This window comes from Streptosporangium sp. NPDC051023, assembly GCF_040689595.1.
Lineage (GTDB): Bacteria > Actinomycetota > Actinomycetes > Streptosporangiales > Streptosporangiaceae > Streptosporangium.
Map to the genome: position 1 here is coordinate 137,432 of NZ_JBFBCE010000010.1, position 16,770 is coordinate 154,201.

Consider the following 16,770-nt stretch of genomic DNA (forward strand, 5'->3'; position numbering starts at 1 on the left):
GGATCTCTGTGAATAGGATCACCGCTGGGCGGCGGCATCCCCTCGCGAGATACGCCGTCCTGCTTCTTGCCCTGGGGCTGCTCGGCGGGTTCTACACCCTCGCGGCCCCGACGAGCGAGCGGGCTGACGCGTCCATCGCGTCCGGCAGGGCCGACGACGTCGCCGCGGGCAAGAAACTCTTCGAGCAGAGCTGCTCCAGCTGCCACGGCCTCAACGCCGAGGGCACGAAGAACGGCCCGACGCTCGTCGGCGTCGGTGCCGCCGCCGTGGACTTCCAGGTCAGCAGTGGCCGCATGCCCCTGGCCAACCCCGGCGCCCAGGCCCCGCGCAAGCCGACGGCCCACTGGGTCAACGACGACACCATCAGGCAGCTCTCCGCCTACATCCAGTCCCTGGGTGGCGGTCCGACCGTCCCCGGCGAGGAGCAGGTCGACCCCGCCAAGGGCGACAAGGCGAAGGGTGGCGAGCTGTTCCGCGCGAACTGCATCCAGTGCCACAACTTCGTCGGCTCCGGCGGCGCCCTGACCCAGGGCAAGTACGCCCCGCCGCTGAGCGAGGCCAGCCCGAGGCAGATCTACGAGGCCATGATCACCGGCCCGCAGGCGATGCCCGTGTTCAACGACAGCATCATCACTCCCGACCAGAAGCGGGACATGATCGCCTACATCGTGGGCGTGCGTGAGGAGCCCAACCCGGGCGGCGCCGGCCTTGGCCGCATCGGCCCGGTGACCGAGGGTCTCGTAGCCTGGATCGTGGGCATCAGCCTGCTCGCCCTCGCCGCCATCTGGATCACCGCTAAGAAGCGACAGGCCCACTAATGACTGACAACAACCACGACATCGAGCAGCCCGAAGGGCGCGTGCCACGCCGCGTCATCGGCACCCCCTCGCCCGCGGCGGGCACGTCCCTGCTGGGCACGGACGAGCAGCACGCCGCGGGCGTCGCCGACGTCCCCGGCGTGACCCTGCAGAACGAGCAGACCGCGAAGAAGGGCGAGAGGGCCGCGACCCTCTGCTTCACCATCACCTTCCTGGCGGCCATCGGCTTCGTCGTCTCCTACGTGGTCTTCCAGGTCGGCGACGTCGAGACGACCCAGACCTCGACCCTGGCCCTGGGCGGCACGCTGACCGTGGCGCTGCTCGCACTGGCCGCGGGCATCGTGGTCTGGGTCCGCATGGTCATGCCGAAGTACAACCTGGTCCAGGAGCGCCACCCGATGGCCTCCGGTCCCGAGGCCAGGGAGTACGTCGCCGAGACCTTCCTGCAGGGAGCGGCCGAGAGCGGCATCACCAAGAGGCCGCTGCTGCGCCGTACGCTGCTGCTCGCCGCGGCCCCGCTGGGCGTGCTGCCGCTGGTGCTGCTGCGCGACCTCGGCCCGTCCTACACCAACTTCCCCGAGAAGCTGCGGCACACCGTCTGGGGTGAGAAGACCAAGGACGGCAAGAACCGCAGGCTCGTCGTCGAGGGAACCGGCGCGCCGATCCGCGCGGCCGACTTCAACTCCCCCGGCGGCATCCTTTCCGTCGTGCCCGAGGGTTACGAGCACGACCTCAACGCCCTGGCCAAGGCCACCCTGATCCTGATCAAGTTCCGCCCGGAAGAGATCAAGTCCGGAACGAACGTGAACTGGACGCACGACGGGATCGTGGCGTACTCCAAGATCTGCACGCACGTCGGCTGCCCCGCGGCCCTCTACGAGCAGACCACGCACCACATCCTGTGCCCGTGCCACCAGTCGACCTTCGACGCCGCCGACGGCGCCAAGGTGATCTTCGGCCCGGCCGCCAGGCCGCTGCCCCAGCTCCCGATCGCCGTGGACAACGAGGGATACCTGGTCGCCACGGCCGACTTCTCCGTCCCGCCGGGGCCGAGCTTCTGGGAGCGCGGCGACGCCGAGGCCGAGGTTCGTGCGAACGGAGGCCACGCATGAGCACCGAAGCAGTTCCGAAGCCCATAGCGGGCGCGAGTAGTTTCATCGACGACCGGATCGGCGCGGGGAACTTCCTCAAGCGCAACCTGCGCAAGGTGTTCCCCGACCACTGGTCGTTCCTGCTGGGCGAGATCGCGCTGTACTCGTTCATCATCCTGCTGCTGACCGGCACGTTCCTGACGTTCTTCTTCAAGCCCTCCATGGGGCACGTCGTCTACGAAGGCTCCTACGAGCCGCTCAAGGACGTCACGATGTCCGAGGCGTACGCGTCGTCGCTGAGCATCAGCTTCGACGTCCGCGGTGGTCTGCTGATGCGGCAGATGCACCACTGGGCCGCCCTGCTGTTCGTCGCCGGCATGATGGTGCACGCGCTCCGGGTGTTCTTCACCGGTGCGTACCGCAAGCCGCGCGAGCTCAACTGGCTCATCGGCGTCGGCCTGCTGACGCTGGCGCTGGCGGAGGGCCTGACCGGCTACTCCCTGCCCGACGACCTGCTCTCCGGCGCCGGTCTGCGGATCACCGAGGGTGTGGCGATCTCACTGCCGCTGGTCGGCACCTGGATCACCTTCTTCCTCTTCGGCGGCGAGTACCCCGGCGAGGACGTCATCTCCCGGTTCTACTCGCTGCACATCCTGCTCATCCCGGGCATTCTGCTCGCGCTCATCTCCGCCCACATGGTCCTGATGTGGGTGCAGAAGCACACGCAGATGCCGGGCAAGGGCCGCACCAACACCAACGTGGTCGGCGCCCCGTTCTACCCGGCCTTCATGGCCAAGGCGGGCGCGTACTTCATGTTCACGTTCGGGGTGATCGCGCTGCTGGGCACCTTCGCCCAGATCAACCCGATCTGGCTGTTCGGTCCCTACACGCCGGCGGACATCTCCGCGGGTTCCCAGCCCGACTTCTACATGGGCTTCCTTGAGGGTTCGCTCCGCCTGATGCCCTCATGGGAGATCAACTTCCTGGGCTTCACGCTGCCGATGAGCGTGCTGATCCCGGCGCTGGTCCCGATGGGCATCATCATGACCGGCCTGGCCCTGTATCCCTTCCTCGAGCAGTGGGTCACCGGGGACCGCAGCGAGCACCACATCGCCGAGCGTCCCCGCAACAACCCGCACCGCACCTCGATCGGCATCTCGGCGATCACGTTCTACGGCGTGCTGTGGCTGCTCGGCGCGAACGACGAGATCTCCTCGGTCTTCCACGTCTCGCTGAACTGGACGACCTACATCGGCCGGTTCCTGATCTTCGCCGGTCCGCTGGCGGCCTACATCGTCACCTACCGGATCTGCCTGGGCCTGCAGCGCAGCGACGCCGCGGTGATCGGCCACGGTGTGGAGTCGGGCGTCATCAAGCGCCTGCCCCACGGTGAGTACATCGAGGTCCACGTCGCGCCGCACGAGTCCATCGAGGCTCACGTGCGGGGCAAGACCCCGGTCCCGATGATCGCCGGAACCGACGCCGACAGCGACGGCATCCCGTCCAAGGGGATGCGCGGCCCGCTCGGCAGGCTCCGCGCCAAGATGAGCAAGGCCTACGGCGGCGAGAAGATCCTGCTGGACGACGGTCACGGTCACGGCGACGAGCACGGCGCGCAGGTGGAGGTCGGCCCGGGCGGGGACGACAAGTCCCTCACCCACTGAGCTCGCCGATCCACCCGCGACACGCAAGCGGTCGAGGAAAGGGCCCGGACACCACCTGGTGTCCGGGCCCTTTCGCTTCGCCGGCCGCCTCAGCGGCTTCCACCTGCCCGCGGCCGGCCTGGACTTCCCTTGCCACCTCAAACGGCCCTGTACGGCTCACGGAGACCCGGGGAACGCTCTCCCGGCGGGAATGGACCCGGGCTGCTCGTAGCGGCCTCTCAGAACCTCAGAGGCGCAAGCCCGCGGGAACGGAGCGGGCGGGGTCACAGGAGGTCAGCGGTTCACAGGGAGTCAGCGGTTCACAAGAAGTCGGTGGTTCACAAGGAGTCGGTGGTGAAGTACTTGACGCTGCTCCACTTGAGCCACTGCTTCCAGTCCTCCTGCCAGTGACCCCAGCCGTTGGTCGGCTCCAGCTTCCTGGGCGAGCCGGTGATGATGATCGGGTCACCGATCAGCGTGTTGTTGAGGAACCAGACGGCGTTGTCCGGGCTGACGTTGACGCAGCCGTGGCTCACGTTGGCGTATCCCTGGGAGCCGACGGACCAGGGGGCACTGTGCACATACTCGCCGCTGTTGGAGATGCGGACGGTGTTGTAGACGGTCATCTGGTAGTAACCGGCAGAGCCGGGGCCCGCGTCGGGCGAGGTCATGACGGTGACGGGCTCCCTGGACATGGCCAGGTGCACGCCGCCGGTCGTGTAGTACTTCCAGTCGCCCCCCCGGCCCGCGCTCATCGGGATCTCCCTGACGGCCTTGCCGTTGCGCCTGACGGTCAGGTGGTGGGTGGCGGTGCTGCCCTTGGTGATCTGGGACCGGCCGATCTTGAAGTGGAGGCTCTGGTTCTGCTTGCCGTACAGGCCCCTGCCGCCCCTGACGCCCTCGAGACGGGCCTCGACCTGGACGTTGGTGTGGGCCGGCCAGAAGGTCTTCGGGCGGAAGTGCACGGTCTTGTCGTCGAACCAGTGCCATGCCCCGAGGACCGGTTTCGAGGTGCGGACCACCAGGTTCCGCTCGACCTCGACGCGATCGGTGATGGGCTGGTCGAAAGTGATCATGATCGGCATGCCGACCCCGACCGTCAGGCCCGTCATCTCCTTGTCGGGGAGGAACTCCTTGATCGCGAAAGTCTTCTCGACCTTGACCGTCGAGAAGGAGGTCGCGGTCTGGGTGACCTTTCCCGCCGGGTTCACCGCGACCGCGGTGACCTCGTAGGACGTCCCGGGCAGCACGGTGCCCCGGCTGTGCCACTGGGTGGCGTCGGCGCTCAGCACGCCCGCCAGCGAGCCCTTGGGGCCCTTCACGGTGACGCTCTTCAGGGTCCCGCCACTGGCCGCGACCAGGACGGTCGCGTGGGTCGGCACGTCGCCCGCCTTGTCGAGGGGAACCACGCTGACGGCGGCGTCGGCGTACCGCACGGCGCCCGTCGTGCCCTGCGGGGCGGTGGCCGAACCGTCCGAGCACGAGGCCACCAGCACCAGAGCCAGCAGCCCGGCTCCCGGAATCGAACCACGCATCGCCTGCCCCACGTGTACTCCCCTGTTCAGGACCGGTCTACTGATCCTGTTATTACCCGGAGTAAGCGGAGCACCACATATTAAGGCTGGTCTGGGCGCCAATAAACACCAAAAAACGGGCCACGGAAGCTTCCGTGGCCCGTTTCCGGACATGAGGGCGGCCGGTCGGCCGCCGCCGGGTCAGTGCGAGAAGTGACCCCGGTAGTACTCGAAGACGAAACCGATCATGCTCATGATGACGGCGAAGACGCCGATCAGGAACAGCCACCAGCCGATGACCAGGCCGACCGCGGTGAGCGAGACGGCCAGGCAGACGAACAGCGGCCACCAGCTGTGCGGGCTGAAGAAGCCGAGCTCTCCTGCGCCGTCGGCGATCTCGCCCTGCTTGCTGTCCTCAGGCTGCTCGCCGATACGGCGGGCGGTGTACATGAGGTAGTAGCCGATCATGAAGGCGAAGCCGACCGAGATCGCCATCGCCGTCGTGCCGACCGGCTCCCTGGACCAGAACCAGTAGACGACGTCCACGGCCGCGAAGAAGATGCCGCAGAGGATGAACAACCAGCCCTGGACCTTCATCGGGTCTCCTCCCCCAGCTCACGCGAGGCCGGAGCGATGTGCGGATACTTGAGGTCGAACGCGGGGCGCTCGGACCGGATGCGCGGCAGCGAGGTGAAGTTGTGCCGCGGCGGCGGGCAGGAGGTCGCCCACTCCAGCGAGTTGCCGTAGCCCCACGGGTCGTCGACGGTCACCTGGGGGGCCGTCTTGTGGGTCCGCCAGACGTTGTACAGGAACGGCAGCGTCGAGGCACCGAGCAGGAACGCGCCGATCGAGGAGATCAGGTTCAGGTCGGTGAAACCGTCCAGCGGGCTGTAGTCGGCGTAACGGCGGGGGAAGCCGGCGGCGCCGAGCCAGTGCTGGACGAGGAAGGTGGTGTGGAAGCCGATGAACAGCGTCCAGAAGTGCACCTTGCCCAGGGTGTCGTTGAGCATCTTCCCGGTGAACTTGGGCCACCAGAAGTAGAAGCCCGCGAACATCGCGAACACCACGGTGCCGAAGACGACGTAGTGGAAGTGGGCCACCACGAAGTAGGAGTCCGACACCTGGAAGTCCAGCGGGGGCGAGGCCAGGATGACACCGGTCAGGCCGCCGAACAGGAAGGTGACCAGGAAGCCGATCGAGAACAGCATGGGCGACTCGAAGGACAGGTGTCCCCGCCACATCGTGCCGATCCAGTTGAAGAACTTCACCCCGGTCGGGACCGCGATGAGGAACGTCATGAACGAGAAGAACGGCAGCAGCACCTGGCCGGTCGGGAACATGTGGTGCGCCCACACGGTGATCGACAGACCGGCGATGGCGATGGTCGCGCCGACCAGGCCGATGTAGCCGAACAGCGGCTTGCGGCTGAAGACCGGCAGGATCTCGGTGACGATGCCGAAGAACGGCAGCGCGATGATGTACACCTCGGGGTGGCCGAAGAACCAGAACAGGTGCTGCCAGAGCATGGCACCACCGGTCGCCGGGTCGAAGATGTGCGAACCGAGCTTGCGGTCGGCCTCGAGGGCCAGCAGCGCGGCGGCCAGCACCGGGAAGGCCATCAGCACCAGGATCGAGGTGAGCAGGATGTTCCAGGTGAACATCGGCATGCGGAACATCGTCATGCCGGGCGCCCGCATGCAGACGATCGTGGTGATGAAGTTCACCGAGCCGAGGATCGTGCCCAGACCGCTGATGGTCAGGCCGACGATCCACAGGTCACCGCCGATGCCGGGCGAGCTGATCGCGTTCGACAGCGGGGTGTAGGCGAACCAGCCGAAGCTGGCCGCGCCGCCCGGGGTGATGAAGCCCGACAGGGCGATGGTGCTGCCGAAGGTGAACAGCCAGTAGCTCACCATGTTCAGGCGCGGGAAGGCCACGTCGGGCGCGCCGATCTGCAGCGGCATCAGCTCGTTGGCGAAACCGGCGAACAGCGGCGTCGCGAACATCAGCAGCATGACCGTGCCGTGCATGGTGAACAGCTGGTTGAACTGCTCGTTGCTGGTGATCTGCAGACCGGGCTGCGCCAGCTCCGCCCGCATGATCAGCGCCATCACGCCGCCGATCAGGAAGAACACGAACGAGGTGATGAGGTAGAGGTGCCCAATGATCTTGTGATCGGTGGACGACATCCACTTCGTGATGATCGAGCCCTTGCGGGTCGCCACCGGGGCGAGGGCGATGGGCTCGTTTAGTGCGGTCACTGGGCACCCGCCTGACTAGCGATGTACTGGTCGAACTCGGCCTGGGGGACGAGTTTCACCGAGAAGAGCATCCGGCTGTGGTCGGTACCGCACAGTTCGGCGCAGCGGCCGGCGAAGATGCCGGTCTTGTCCAGGGTGTCCACCTCGAACTTGTTCTGCACTCCCGGGATGACGTCACGCTTGAAGTGGAAGGAAGGCACCCAGAAGGAGTGGATGACGTCCGGCGAGACGAGGTCGAACTCGACCTTCTTCCCAATGGGGAGCACCAGCTGCGGGCCCTGCTGGTAGTCACCGACGGGCTTGCCGACGACCGCGACCTGCTTGCCGTTGTAGTCGGTGGTGAAGCGCCAGCTCCACTGGAAGCCCTCGACCTTGACCTTCACGTCGGCGTGGCCGGAGACGGCGTTGACGTAGTTCTGGTCACGCGCGGTGAAGAAGAAGAACACGCCGACCATGATGATCGGCACAACCGTGTAGAGGATCTCGATCGGGAGGTTGTAGCGCACCTGCGGCGGCAGCGCCTCCTTGGAGTTCTTCCTCTTGCGGTGGAACGCCACGGACCACAGGATCAGGCCCCACACGACCACACCGGTGGCGAGAGCCGCGATCCAGGATCCGTTCCACAGATTCTGAACGGTCTCGGCCTGCTTGGTGATGCCGACGGGCATGCCGCCACGGGACCACTCCTCGGCACTGCACGCCGTCGCGGACACCAGCAGCAGCGCCAGAGCGGCAGCGCGTGGCACCCGGCGGCGGGCCAACGAACGCCGTGCAGAACGGCGGGTCGGACTCACGGATCGCCTACCCCACAGATGAAGCCCAGGAGTCGCTCCTGGGCGGTCGTTTGTTCATGTTCACAACTTGTAGTTCACAGCTTTACGCTGGGGGACACATTAGCGCGGACCACCCCCGCCCCCCCGCGCAGCCCCCGATTGCGTCGCGCGTGATGCGACGATTGGGACGTGGCGTACTTCGACGCGGCCTCCACGGAGCCGCTGCACCCTCAGGCGCGCGAGGCTCTGATCGCGGCGCTCGATGTCGGCTGGGCCGACCCGGCGAGGCTGTACGGCCCCGCCCGCCGGGCAAGGATGTTACTGGAACAGGCGCGCACAGAGGTCGCCGAGGCCCTCGGAGCCCGTCCCGACGAGGTCTCGTTCACCACCTCGGGCACCCAGGCGGTGCACCTGGGCGTGCTCGGCACCCTGCACGGGCGGCGCAGGGCGGGACGCCGCCTGGTGACCTCCGCGGTCGAGCACTCCAGCGTGCTGCACGCCGCCGGGGTCCACGAGCGCGACGGCGGCTCGGTCGAGACGGTCGGCGTCGGCCGTACCGGCGCGGTCGACCCGGCCGCGTTCCGCGAGGCCGTCCTCGCGGAGGGGACGGCACTGGCCTGCCTGCAGAGCGCCAACCACGAGGTCGGAACGGTCCAGCCGATCGCGGAGGCCGCGGCCGCGTGCGCTGAGGCGGGCGTTCCGCTGCTGGTCGACGCCGCGCAGACCGCGGGCCGGATGCCACTGCCCGGCGGCTGGTCGGTGCTGACGGCGAGCGCCCACAAGTGGGGCGGCCCCGCGGGAGTCGGCGTCCTGGTGGTCCGTAAGGGCACCCGGTGGCGCAGCCCGCTCCCCGAGGACGAGCGTGAGCGCCGCAGGGTCCCCGGGTTCGAGAACGTCCCCGCGATCGTGGCATCCGCCGCCGCGCTGCGCGCCATGGCCGCCGAGTCGGCCGTCGAGTCGGCGCGTCTGTCCGCACTGGTCGACCGGATCAGAACGGAGGTCCCCCGACTGATTCCCGACGTCGAGGTGATCGGCGATCCGGTGGCACGCGCCCCGCATATTGTCACCTTTTCGTGTCTTTACGTCGAAGGTGAAGCGTTACTGACAGAATTGGACAAGGCAGGGTTCGCCGTATCGTCCGGCAGTTCCTGCACGGCCAGTACGCTTCGTCCGTCACATGTTTTGGAGGCTATGGGCGTGCTTACGCATGGGAACGTCCGGGTATCGCTGCCCCGAGGCGCGTCCGCGACGGATGTCGGCCGTTTCCTCACCGTCCTGCCGGACATGGTGAGGAGGATTCGTGAGGACGCGGGAGTGAAATCGTGATCGATGTTCGGGAAGTGAGCGCTCCATGACGTCCACACAGGCAGCCGCGGCGGGGGCGACCCAGCCTCCGGCCCTGACCATCGACGCGCTGGGCAAGAAGTGCCCCATCCCGATCATCATGCTCGCCGAGCAGATCAACTACGTCCCGCGCAACGCGATCGTCTCCGTCCTCGCCGACGACCCCGCGGCCTTCACCGACATCCCGGCCTGGTGCAGGCTGAAGTCGCACCACCACGTGGCGAGTTACGAGCTTCCCGAGGGCGGCTGGGCCATCCACGTGCGGCGCAACTACTGACCCCCTCCCCCGCGCTCGCCCTCCGGCAGCGGCGCGCGGGAGAGGGGGCGTCCCCGTCTCCTCTCGGAGAGGGGCTCAGGCGTAGTGGCACTCCACGAAGCGGTCGACCTCGGCGGCGGCCTCGGCACCGTAAGCGGCGGCGAAGCGGTCGAGGAAGGTCTTCCTGCCGAGTTCGTACTCCTGGCCGCCGACGCGCTCGAGGACGTGGGTGGCGGTGAGGTTGCCGATCTGGCCGCTGCGCTCCAGGGACAGGCCCCAGGCGACGCCCGCCAGGAAGCCGGAGCGGAAGGCGTCGCCGACGCCGGTCGGGTCGGCCTTGCCCAGCTCGGGAGCGGGTGAGACGTGCAGGGAGGGCTCGCCCTTACGGTCGATCACGGCGCCCTTCGGGCCGAGCGTGGTGATCCGGACGCCGACCCGGTCGAGGATCTCCTCGTCGGACCAGCCCGTCTTCTGCTCGATCAGACCCTTCTCGTAGTCGTTGCCGAACAGGTAGGCGGCACCGTCGACAAGGCGCCGGATGTCCTCTCCCGGCATGCGGGCGAGCTGCTGCGAGGGGTCGGCGGCGAAGGGGATGCCGCGCCCCTTGGCCTCGTCGGTGTGCCTGAGCATCGCGTCGGGGTCGTTGGGGCTGACCAGGACGAGGTCGAGGCCGCCGAGCCGCTCCGCGATCGGGCCGAGCTCGATCAGCCGGGCCTCGGCCATCGCGCCCGTGTAGAACGACGAGATCTGGTTGTGCTCGTCGTCGGTGGTGCACAGGAACCGGGCGGTGTGGTGAACCTCCGAGGTGTGCACGGAGTCGCAGTCGACACCGTGCCGCTCAAGCCAGGACCGGTAGTCGGCGAAGTCCGCGCCGACCGCGCCGACCAGGACGGGCCGCAGTCCCAGGCAGCCCATGCCGAAGGCGATGTTCGCCGCGCAGCCGCCGCGGCGGATCTGCAGGTCGTCCACGAGGAACGACAGGGAGACCCGGTCGAGCTGGTCGGCGATGAGCTGGTCGCCGAAGCGCCCCGGGAAGGTCATCAGATGATCGGTCGCGATTGAGCCGGTGACGGCGATGCGCACGGGATCATTCTCCTCGTTGTCAGCATCTCTGGAAATGACAGGGAGGTGGAGCCCCGCAAGAATACGCGACCTCATGAACGCGCGACGGCCCCACAGGGTGACAGATCTCACCCTGCGGGGCCGCCGCGAGTCACTTGTCCTGAAGTGTTCGCGTGTGTCCGCCTAGTTGAACGAATCGCCGCAGGCGCAGGAGCCCGTGGCGTTCGGGTTGTCGATCGTGAAGCCCTGCTTCTCGATCGTGTCGACGAAGTCGACGGTCGCACCCACGAGGTAGGGCGCGCTCATCCGGTCGGTGACCACGCTGACACCGTTGAAGTCCGTGACGACGTCGCCGTCCATGGAACGGTCGTCGAAGAAGAGCTGGTAGCGCAGGCCGGAACAGCCACCGGGCTGCACGGCCACGCGCAGCTGGAGGCCTTCCTCGCCCTGCTGCTCCAGCAGGCTCTTGACCTTGGCCGCGGCCGCGTCACTGAGGATCAGGCCCTGTGCCGTGGTCTCGCTGCTCTCAACCGACATGTGGTGACTCCCGCGTCTGCGTCAACCGCCCGTTCGGAACGGCTGTCTGTTTGTGACGTCCTTCTTAGACGCTACCAACACGCGTGGACGGCCACACATTCCTGGGACCGCAACCATCCTCGACCCCGGAATAAAACCCCCCATAGCGTGTGTCATCATTAGTCGTCAGTTCGACGATAAGGGGGTGTGGTCGTGACGACCACCGAGACCGGGCTTCCGCTTTTCGTCCTCGGCAGGGGGACAGACCCGCACAGCGAGCGCGGCGTCGACTGTCCCGGAGAGCTGCCTTCCGCCTCGGATCCCGCGCTCGTCGAGCGCGCCAGGCGGGCGAAGGCCGCGCTCGGCGACCGGGTCTTCGTCCTGGGGCACCACTACCAGCGCGACGAGGTCATCCAGTTCGCCGACGTGACCGGGGACTCGTTCAAACTCGCCAAGGACGCGGCGGCCAGGCCGGAGGCGGAGTACATCGTCTTCTGCGGCGTGCACTTCATGGCCGAGTCCGCCGACATCCTCACCAACGACTCGCAGAAGGTCGTGCTGCCCGACCTCGCCGCCGGGTGCTCGATGGCGGACATGGCCACGTTCGACCAGGTCGAAGAGTGCTGGGAGGCGCTGGAGGACGCGGGGATCGCCGATGTGACGGTTCCGGTCACCTACATGAACTCCAGCGCCGACATCAAGGCCTTCTGCGGGCGCAACGGCGGCGCCGTGTGCACCTCGTCGAACGCCAGGCGCGCCCTCGAGTGGGCGTTCTCCCGCGGTGAGAAGGTGCTGTTCCTGCCCGACCAGCACCTGGGGCGCAACACCGCGGTGCTGGAGATGGGCATGTCGCTCGACGACTGCGTCGTCTACAACCCGCACCGGCCGAACGGCGGGCTGACCGCGGAGCAGCTCGAGAACGCCAAGATGATCCTGTGGAAGGGGCACTGCTCGGTCCACGGCCGTTTCACCGCCGGATGCGTCGACGACGTGCGCGAGCGGATCCCGGGGGTCAACGTGCTGGTCCACCCCGAGTGCAGGCACGAGGTGGTCACCAAGGCCGACCACGTCGGCTCGACCGAGTACATCATCAGGAAGCTGCAGGAGGCTCCCGCCGGATCGTCCTGGGCGGTGGGCACCGAGCTGAACCTGGTCAAGCGGCTGGGGCAGATGTTCCCGGACAAGAACGTGACGTTCCTCGACAAGACCGTCTGCTACTGCTCGACGATGAACCGGATCGACCTGCCGCACCTGGTGTGGGCGCTCGAGTCCCTCGCCGCCGGCCAGGTGGTCAACCAGATCACCGTCGACGAGGAGACCACCCGCTGGGCCAAGGTCGCCCTGGACCGGATGCTGGCCCTGCCCTGACGGTGAGGACGCGCCGGTCTGGCCCGCTCAACGGCGCCGGTACGGTCCGCGGTGAGGCGAGCCCGGCCGGCGCCCGCCGGGCTCCCGTCCCGGTGAACCTCACCGGTCACGGCGCTAGCCGAGCCCGTAGACCACCCTGACGCTGACGGAGACGGTCTGCTGACCGGGGCTGATGGAGGCCTTCTCCGCCACGAGCCCGGCGCCGTAGGCCACCGGCCTCGGCGGGGTGACGTTCTCCTCGGTGATCGTCACGACCTGGCCGAGCTCGCGACCGGACAGTTTCGCGTACTGCTCCGCGCGGGACCTGGCGTCCTTGAACGCCACCTCTCGCGCGGCTCTGAGCAGCTTGCGGCTGTCGGAGACCTCGAAGGAGACGCCGTTGAGGCGCACCTCCTCACCAACGGCGACCGCGGCCTCGATGACCCTGTCCGCGCTCTCCACGTTGCGCACCACCGCCTCGACGCCCTGCGCGGCCCGGTAGCCGGAGACCTTGGGGTAGGTGTCGTACTCGGGCCCGAGGGACAGCTCGTTCGTCCGCAGGTCCTTGGCGTCGACCCCCGCCTTGAGCAACGCCTTCGTCAGCCTGGCCGCGGCATCGCGCGCGTCGGCGAAGGCCTGGCTCGCGCTCGCGCGGCGCACCTCGACACCGGTGTTCAGGCGCATGACGTCGGGGGGCGAGGACAGGCTTCCCTCCCCCACGACCGTCACCTGCGATCGGCTTTCGTTCACGACCACCCTCGCAACGTCGGAGCCGGAGTCGGCGAACGCGGCCCCGCCGAACATCCCCACGGTGACGAACGCGGCCGCGGCCACGGTATGAGACAGCTTGATCATAGGCTCATGGCACCACGGAACGGCGATGGCGCCGGAGAGGCGCCACCGTACCCTGCCATGTCTTGAAGCTGACTTCCTCCCCCATCTGAGAGTGAGGGGCCGGAGCCGGGGATTCCGATCAGATCACGGCGCGTTCCCGCCACCAGGCGAACAGTCCCGCGTCGCCCTCCACGGCGTAGTCGTCCGCGCTGCGCCTGCCGTACACGACCTGCAGCAGGTCCGCGGCGGTCGCGGTGCGGACGGTGACCGTTCCCGGCCGCAGGGAGCGTTCGTGGTGGAACCGGTCGGGATCGACGGTCACCACCCACCCGGCGCCGGTGTCGGCCTGCAGGGAGATCGTCTCGCCTGCTCCCCGCAGCTCGGCCACGCCGGGGCTCCAGCGCGCGTGAGGGAGGATGCCCAGGAGCTCGTCGACCCCGTCGGCCGCCACGTCCTCGTCGACCGAGACCGGGACCCCCAGCGCCAGCTCGGCGTCGATCCGGTGGACCACGGTCTCGTGCAGTTGCCGCCGCGACCAGAACCGCGCGCGCCCGCTGCCGTCCAGGGTCCACATCGGGGCGTCGGGATCGGCCGCCAGCAGCGCCTCGGGCAGCAGGACCGCCCCCTCGGCGAGCCAGGCGGGATAGTCTCCGGCGTCGGCGGGCAGGCCCGCCTCCATCCTGGCGCGGTCGTAGCGCCGCTCCGCCAGGTCCCGCACCATCGCGGCCGCCCACCTGTGCACCCGTCCGGTGTGGGCGGTCAGCTCGGCCAGGTCCCAGCCGGGACAGGTCCGCACCTCGGTGGACATGTCGGCACCCCGCAGGACCTCCGCCATCCGGATGATCTCCCCGCGGACGGCCTCGGTGTGCTCCTCGTGGGTCCGGTCCCTCATCTCAGTCCTCTCGCGTGAAGCGCACGTACTGCTTCTCGTACTCCTTGGCGTTGGTGCTGGTGGCCAGGACCCGCTTGACGTTCCCCTCGAAGTCGATCACCACGGCCTCGTGACCGCCGCCCTTGCGCCGCCAGCCCGCGATGTGCCGGTCGTCGTACCAGCCGATGAGCCGGTCGGTCTCGAACGGGACCCTGAACTGGGCGTCCGCGTCGGTGACGGTCGACCAGATGCAGATCTCCTTGTCGTTCTCCTTGCAGTAGGTCATGATCTGCGTGCCCGAGGGAGAGACGTCGTCACCTTCGACGGTGATCGGGGTGCCCACGTCCAGCAGGGTCTGCAGCACGGTTCCCTGCAGGTCGTAGAAGCGGATGCGCTTGGTCTGCCCGGTGAGCGCCCAGGTGCCGACCGCCCTGCCGTCCCCCCGCCAGAAGTAGCTCCACTTCCCGGCGTCCTTCTCCTTCACATGGACAATCCTGACCTTCTTCTTCGCGATGTCGATGACCGCGTAGCCGTACTCCTTGCTGGTGTCCCCGACCGCCTCGTACAGCGTCACCAGGCCCCGCCTGCCGTCGGGGGACCATTGAGGAAGCGTCGGGTAGACCGGCGCCTTGGTGGTCTTGAGCGGGGTCACCGCGCCCGACCGCCGGTCGATGATGGAGACGATGGCGTAGTTGTTGGTGTCGTAGACCTTGTCGGTCGCCAGCGCCTGGGTGCCCGTGGCGTTCACCGTGTACTGGAAGTACTTGTCGTTCTTGGTGAAGGTGCTGCCGCCGGGAGTGCGGACGTAGAGGGTCTTGTCCCAGTCGAGGCTGTAGGAGGTGAGCTTGACCGGGTCGTCCTCGCTCTCCCGGACGGTGATGGAGGTGCCCGGCAGCTTGATCGTGTTCGTCGCCTCCGGCGGATCGGAGGGCGTCGGGGTCGGCGTGGCGGAGGGGCCGGTCGGGGACGGGGTCGACGGACCGTGCGTGTCGGCCGCCTCGGTGGTCACGACACCCCCCTGTGTGCCGTTGCGCAGCGCCAGCGTGATCCCGCCCGCCGTCAGCAGGACGACCAGGAGCCCGGCGCCGACCGCGATCCAGATCCCGCGCCCGCGCCCGCGCCCATGCTCGTGCCCGGTCTCCCCCGTCCCCTGCCCCCGGTACGGCGGGGCGCCCTGGGGCGGGTGGTTCACCGGACCGCCGTGGGGCTGCGCGGGCGGCTGCTGCGGATAGCCCGGACCCGGCTGGGGGTAGCCGGGCGCCGCGTACCCGGCCTGCGGATAGCCCGCCGGGGCCGTTCCCGCCATGTTGAAGCCCTGGGGGGCGCCATGGCCGCCGGGCCCCGTCTGCTCGGGACGACCGTACGGCACGGTGGGAGGGTAGGCGCCCTGCGGTGCCTGCTGGAGATGCCGCTGAGGGTGCGGCTGCCCGCCGGGCCCGGTGTGCTCGGGGGCGGAGGCCTGGCCGTACCCGCTCAGCGGGGGACCTCCCGGGCCCGTCCGCTGCGCGGCGGCGGCCGATCCCTCCGCGAGGATGCCCCTGGGGGCGGTCGGCATCGCGACGCCCGGCGGGCCCGCGGGCGCGCCGCCCGCGTGGCCGAGCAGCCGCAGCAGGGCCTCCCCCGCGGTCGGCCGCAGGGCCGGGTCCTTCGACAGGCACTGGCCGACCAGGTCGCGCAGCGCCGGATCGGCGATGGCCCGCAGGTCGGGGTCCATGTTCATGATCCGGTTGAAGATCGCGGGCAGGCTGTCCGTGCCGAACGGCGGCTGGCCCGTGGCCCCGAAGACCATCGTGCAGCCCCAGGCGAACATGTCGGCGGGAGATCCGGCGTTCTCTCCCGCGAGCTGCTCGGGGGTCATGTAGGAGGGGGTGCCGATCGCCGTCGCGGTCAGCGTCGAGGTCCGGTCGAGCGCCTTCGCGATGCCGAAGTCGATCACCCGGGGGCCGTCGGAGGCGAGAAGCACGTTGGACGGCTTGAAGTCCCTGTGCACGATCCCCGCCTGATGGATCGCGACGAGCGCGGTCACCGTGCCGATCGCCAGGCGGTGCAGGGCCGAGCCCTCGCGGGGCCCCTCCGTGGCCACGACCTCGGCCAGCGTCGGGCCGTCGATGTACTCGCTGACGATGTAGGGACGGTGCTGGTCGACCCCGGTGTCGATGACGGCGGCGGTGCAGAACGGGGCGACCCGCCGGGCCGTGCTGACCTCGCGGACGAAGCGTTCCATCGCCTCCTCGTCCTGCGCGAGATCGGCGCGGAGCAGCTTGACCGCGACGCGGGCGCCCGTGGGCGAGACGCCGAGATAGACCGTTCCCTGACCGCCCTCGCCGAGCCGCGCGGTGAGCCGGTACTCCCGCACCTGCTCGGGGTCCCCAGGCCGCAAGGACACAAGGTCCGGCATACCCACCCTCCCTTTAGGGACTTTTTACGCTCCATTGTGACG

The 16,770-nt window shown here is 68.6% G+C and carries 15 protein-coding genes; 6 read left to right on the forward strand and 9 right to left on the reverse strand.

What is annotated here, in order from left to right:
• Positions 1-8: 8 nt before the first annotated feature.
• Genes AB0395_RS09465 through AB0395_RS09475 form a run of 3 tightly spaced genes read left to right on the forward strand, consistent with a single transcriptional unit; the run spans position 9 to position 3,573 of the window.
• Entirely contained in the window at positions 9-818 is an 810-nt protein-coding gene (locus AB0395_RS09465; RefSeq protein WP_366278634.1) for a c-type cytochrome, read from the forward strand.
• A complete protein-coding gene (locus tag AB0395_RS09470) occupies positions 818-1,930 on the forward strand; it encodes a Rieske 2Fe-2S domain-containing protein (RefSeq protein ID WP_366278636.1) in 1,113 nt (370 codons plus the stop codon). Before AB0395_RS09465 ends, AB0395_RS09470 begins: the two co-directional genes overlap by 1 nt.
• The gene (locus AB0395_RS09475; RefSeq protein ID WP_366278638.1) at positions 1,927-3,573 is read left to right on the forward strand and encodes a ubiquinol-cytochrome c reductase cytochrome b subunit; all 1,647 of its coding nucleotides are present in this window, start codon (positions 1,927-1,929) and stop codon (positions 3,571-3,573) included. Before AB0395_RS09470 ends, AB0395_RS09475 begins: the two co-directional genes overlap by 4 nt.
• Before the next feature lie 317 nt (positions 3,574-3,890).
• Here the strand turns inward: AB0395_RS09475 and AB0395_RS09480 are convergent, their stop codons facing one another.
• The 4 genes from AB0395_RS09480 to coxB all read right to left on the reverse strand — a co-directional run bounded on the left by AB0395_RS09480 (position 3,891) and on the right by coxB (position 8,073).
• On the reverse strand, positions 3,891-5,087 hold the full coding sequence (locus AB0395_RS09480) for an Ig-like domain-containing protein (RefSeq protein ID WP_366278639.1): 1,197 nt from the start codon (positions 5,085-5,087) through the stop codon (positions 3,891-3,893).
• 180 nt (positions 5,088-5,267) lie between these two features.
• Positions 5,268-5,663, reverse strand: coding sequence for a cytochrome c oxidase subunit 4 (locus tag AB0395_RS09485; RefSeq protein ID WP_363953850.1), 396 nt, complete (start codon positions 5,661-5,663; stop codon positions 5,268-5,270).
• Positions 5,660-7,327, reverse strand: coding sequence for a cytochrome c oxidase subunit I (gene ctaD / locus AB0395_RS09490; RefSeq protein ID WP_366278641.1), 1,668 nt, complete (start codon positions 7,325-7,327; stop codon positions 5,660-5,662). The genes AB0395_RS09485 and ctaD overlap by 4 nt, the downstream gene beginning before the upstream one ends.
• The gene (gene coxB, locus AB0395_RS09495; RefSeq protein ID WP_366278643.1) at positions 7,324-8,073 is read right to left on the reverse strand and encodes a cytochrome c oxidase subunit II; all 750 of its coding nucleotides are present in this window, start codon (positions 8,071-8,073) and stop codon (positions 7,324-7,326) included. Before coxB ends, ctaD begins: the two co-directional genes overlap by 4 nt.
• Positions 8,074-8,289: 216 nt before the next feature.
• Here coxB and AB0395_RS09500 point away from each other — a divergent pair, with 216 nt between their 5' ends.
• Together AB0395_RS09500 and AB0395_RS09505 are read left to right on the forward strand one after the other, a co-directional pair.
• Positions 8,290-9,426, forward strand: coding sequence for an aminotransferase class V-fold PLP-dependent enzyme (locus AB0395_RS09500; protein WP_366278645.1), 1,137 nt, complete (start codon positions 8,290-8,292; stop codon positions 9,424-9,426).
• 25 nt (positions 9,427-9,451) lie between these two features.
• Positions 9,452-9,721 carry a sulfurtransferase TusA family protein gene (locus AB0395_RS09505; RefSeq protein WP_366278647.1) on the forward strand — a complete coding sequence of 90 codons (270 nt, stop codon included), beginning with the start codon at positions 9,452-9,454 and terminating at the stop codon, positions 9,719-9,721.
• Positions 9,722-9,796: 75 nt separating this feature from the next.
• On the opposite strand, the gene AB0395_RS09510 is transcribed toward AB0395_RS09505, so the two are convergent.
• Both AB0395_RS09510 and erpA read right to left on the reverse strand, forming a co-directional pair.
• Positions 9,797-10,783 (reverse strand): carbohydrate kinase family protein, encoded by a 987-nt coding sequence (locus AB0395_RS09510; protein ID WP_366278649.1) that lies wholly within the window; start codon positions 10,781-10,783, stop codon positions 9,797-9,799.
• A gap of 162 nt (positions 10,784-10,945) precedes the next feature.
• Positions 10,946-11,299 (reverse strand): iron-sulfur cluster insertion protein ErpA, encoded by a 354-nt coding sequence (gene erpA / locus AB0395_RS09515; RefSeq protein ID WP_068894270.1) that lies wholly within the window; start codon positions 11,297-11,299, stop codon positions 10,946-10,948.
• A 192-nt stretch (positions 11,300-11,491) separates the two neighbouring features.
• On the opposite strand from erpA, the gene nadA reads away from it, so the two are divergent.
• Entirely contained in the window at positions 11,492-12,646 is a 1,155-nt protein-coding gene (gene nadA / locus AB0395_RS09520; protein WP_366278651.1) for a quinolinate synthase NadA, read from the forward strand.
• A gap of 114 nt (positions 12,647-12,760) precedes the next feature.
• Here the strand turns inward: nadA and AB0395_RS09525 are convergent, their stop codons facing one another.
• The 3 genes from AB0395_RS09525 to AB0395_RS09535 form a co-directional block, all read right to left on the reverse strand.
• A complete protein-coding gene (locus AB0395_RS09525) occupies positions 12,761-13,480 on the reverse strand; it encodes an SIMPL domain-containing protein (protein ID WP_366278652.1) in 720 nt (239 codons plus the stop codon).
• Positions 13,481-13,598: 118 nt separating this feature from the next.
• A complete protein-coding gene (locus AB0395_RS09530) occupies positions 13,599-14,351 on the reverse strand; it encodes a maleylpyruvate isomerase family mycothiol-dependent enzyme (protein WP_366278654.1) in 753 nt (250 codons plus the stop codon).
• Position 14,352: 1 nt separating this feature from the next.
• A complete protein-coding gene (locus AB0395_RS09535; RefSeq protein WP_366278656.1) occupies positions 14,353-16,728 on the reverse strand; it encodes a protein kinase in 2,376 nt (791 codons plus the stop codon).
• Positions 16,729-16,770: the final 42 nt, after the last annotated feature.

Bases quoted from the DNA above. Each gene is read 5' to 3' on its own strand.
- AB0395_RS09470 (WP_366278636.1), top strand. From the start codon at position 818: ATGACTGACAACAACCACGACATCGAGCAGCCCGAAGGGCGCGTGCCA.
- AB0395_RS09480 (WP_366278639.1), bottom strand. From the start codon at position 5,087: ATGCGTGGTTCGATTCCGGGAGCCGGGCTGCTGGCTCTGGTGCTGGTG.
- AB0395_RS09475 (WP_366278638.1), top strand. From the start codon at position 1,927: ATGAGCACCGAAGCAGTTCCGAAGCCCATAGCGGGCGCGAGTAGTTTC.
- AB0395_RS09505 (WP_366278647.1), top strand. From the start codon at position 9,452: ATGACGTCCACACAGGCAGCCGCGGCGGGGGCGACCCAGCCTCCGGCC.
- AB0395_RS09530 (WP_366278654.1), bottom strand. From the start codon at position 14,351: ATGAGGGACCGGACCCACGAGGAGCACACCGAGGCCGTCCGCGGGGAG.
- erpA (WP_068894270.1), bottom strand. From the start codon at position 11,299: ATGTCGGTTGAGAGCAGCGAGACCACGGCACAGGGCCTGATCCTCAGT.
- AB0395_RS09535 (WP_366278656.1), bottom strand. From the start codon at position 16,728: ATGCCGGACCTTGTGTCCTTGCGGCCTGGGGACCCCGAGCAGGTGCGG.
- AB0395_RS09485 (WP_363953850.1), bottom strand. From the start codon at position 5,663: ATGAAGGTCCAGGGCTGGTTGTTCATCCTCTGCGGCATCTTCTTCGCG.
- AB0395_RS09525 (WP_366278652.1), bottom strand. From the start codon at position 13,480: ATGATCAAGCTGTCTCATACCGTGGCCGCGGCCGCGTTCGTCACCGTG.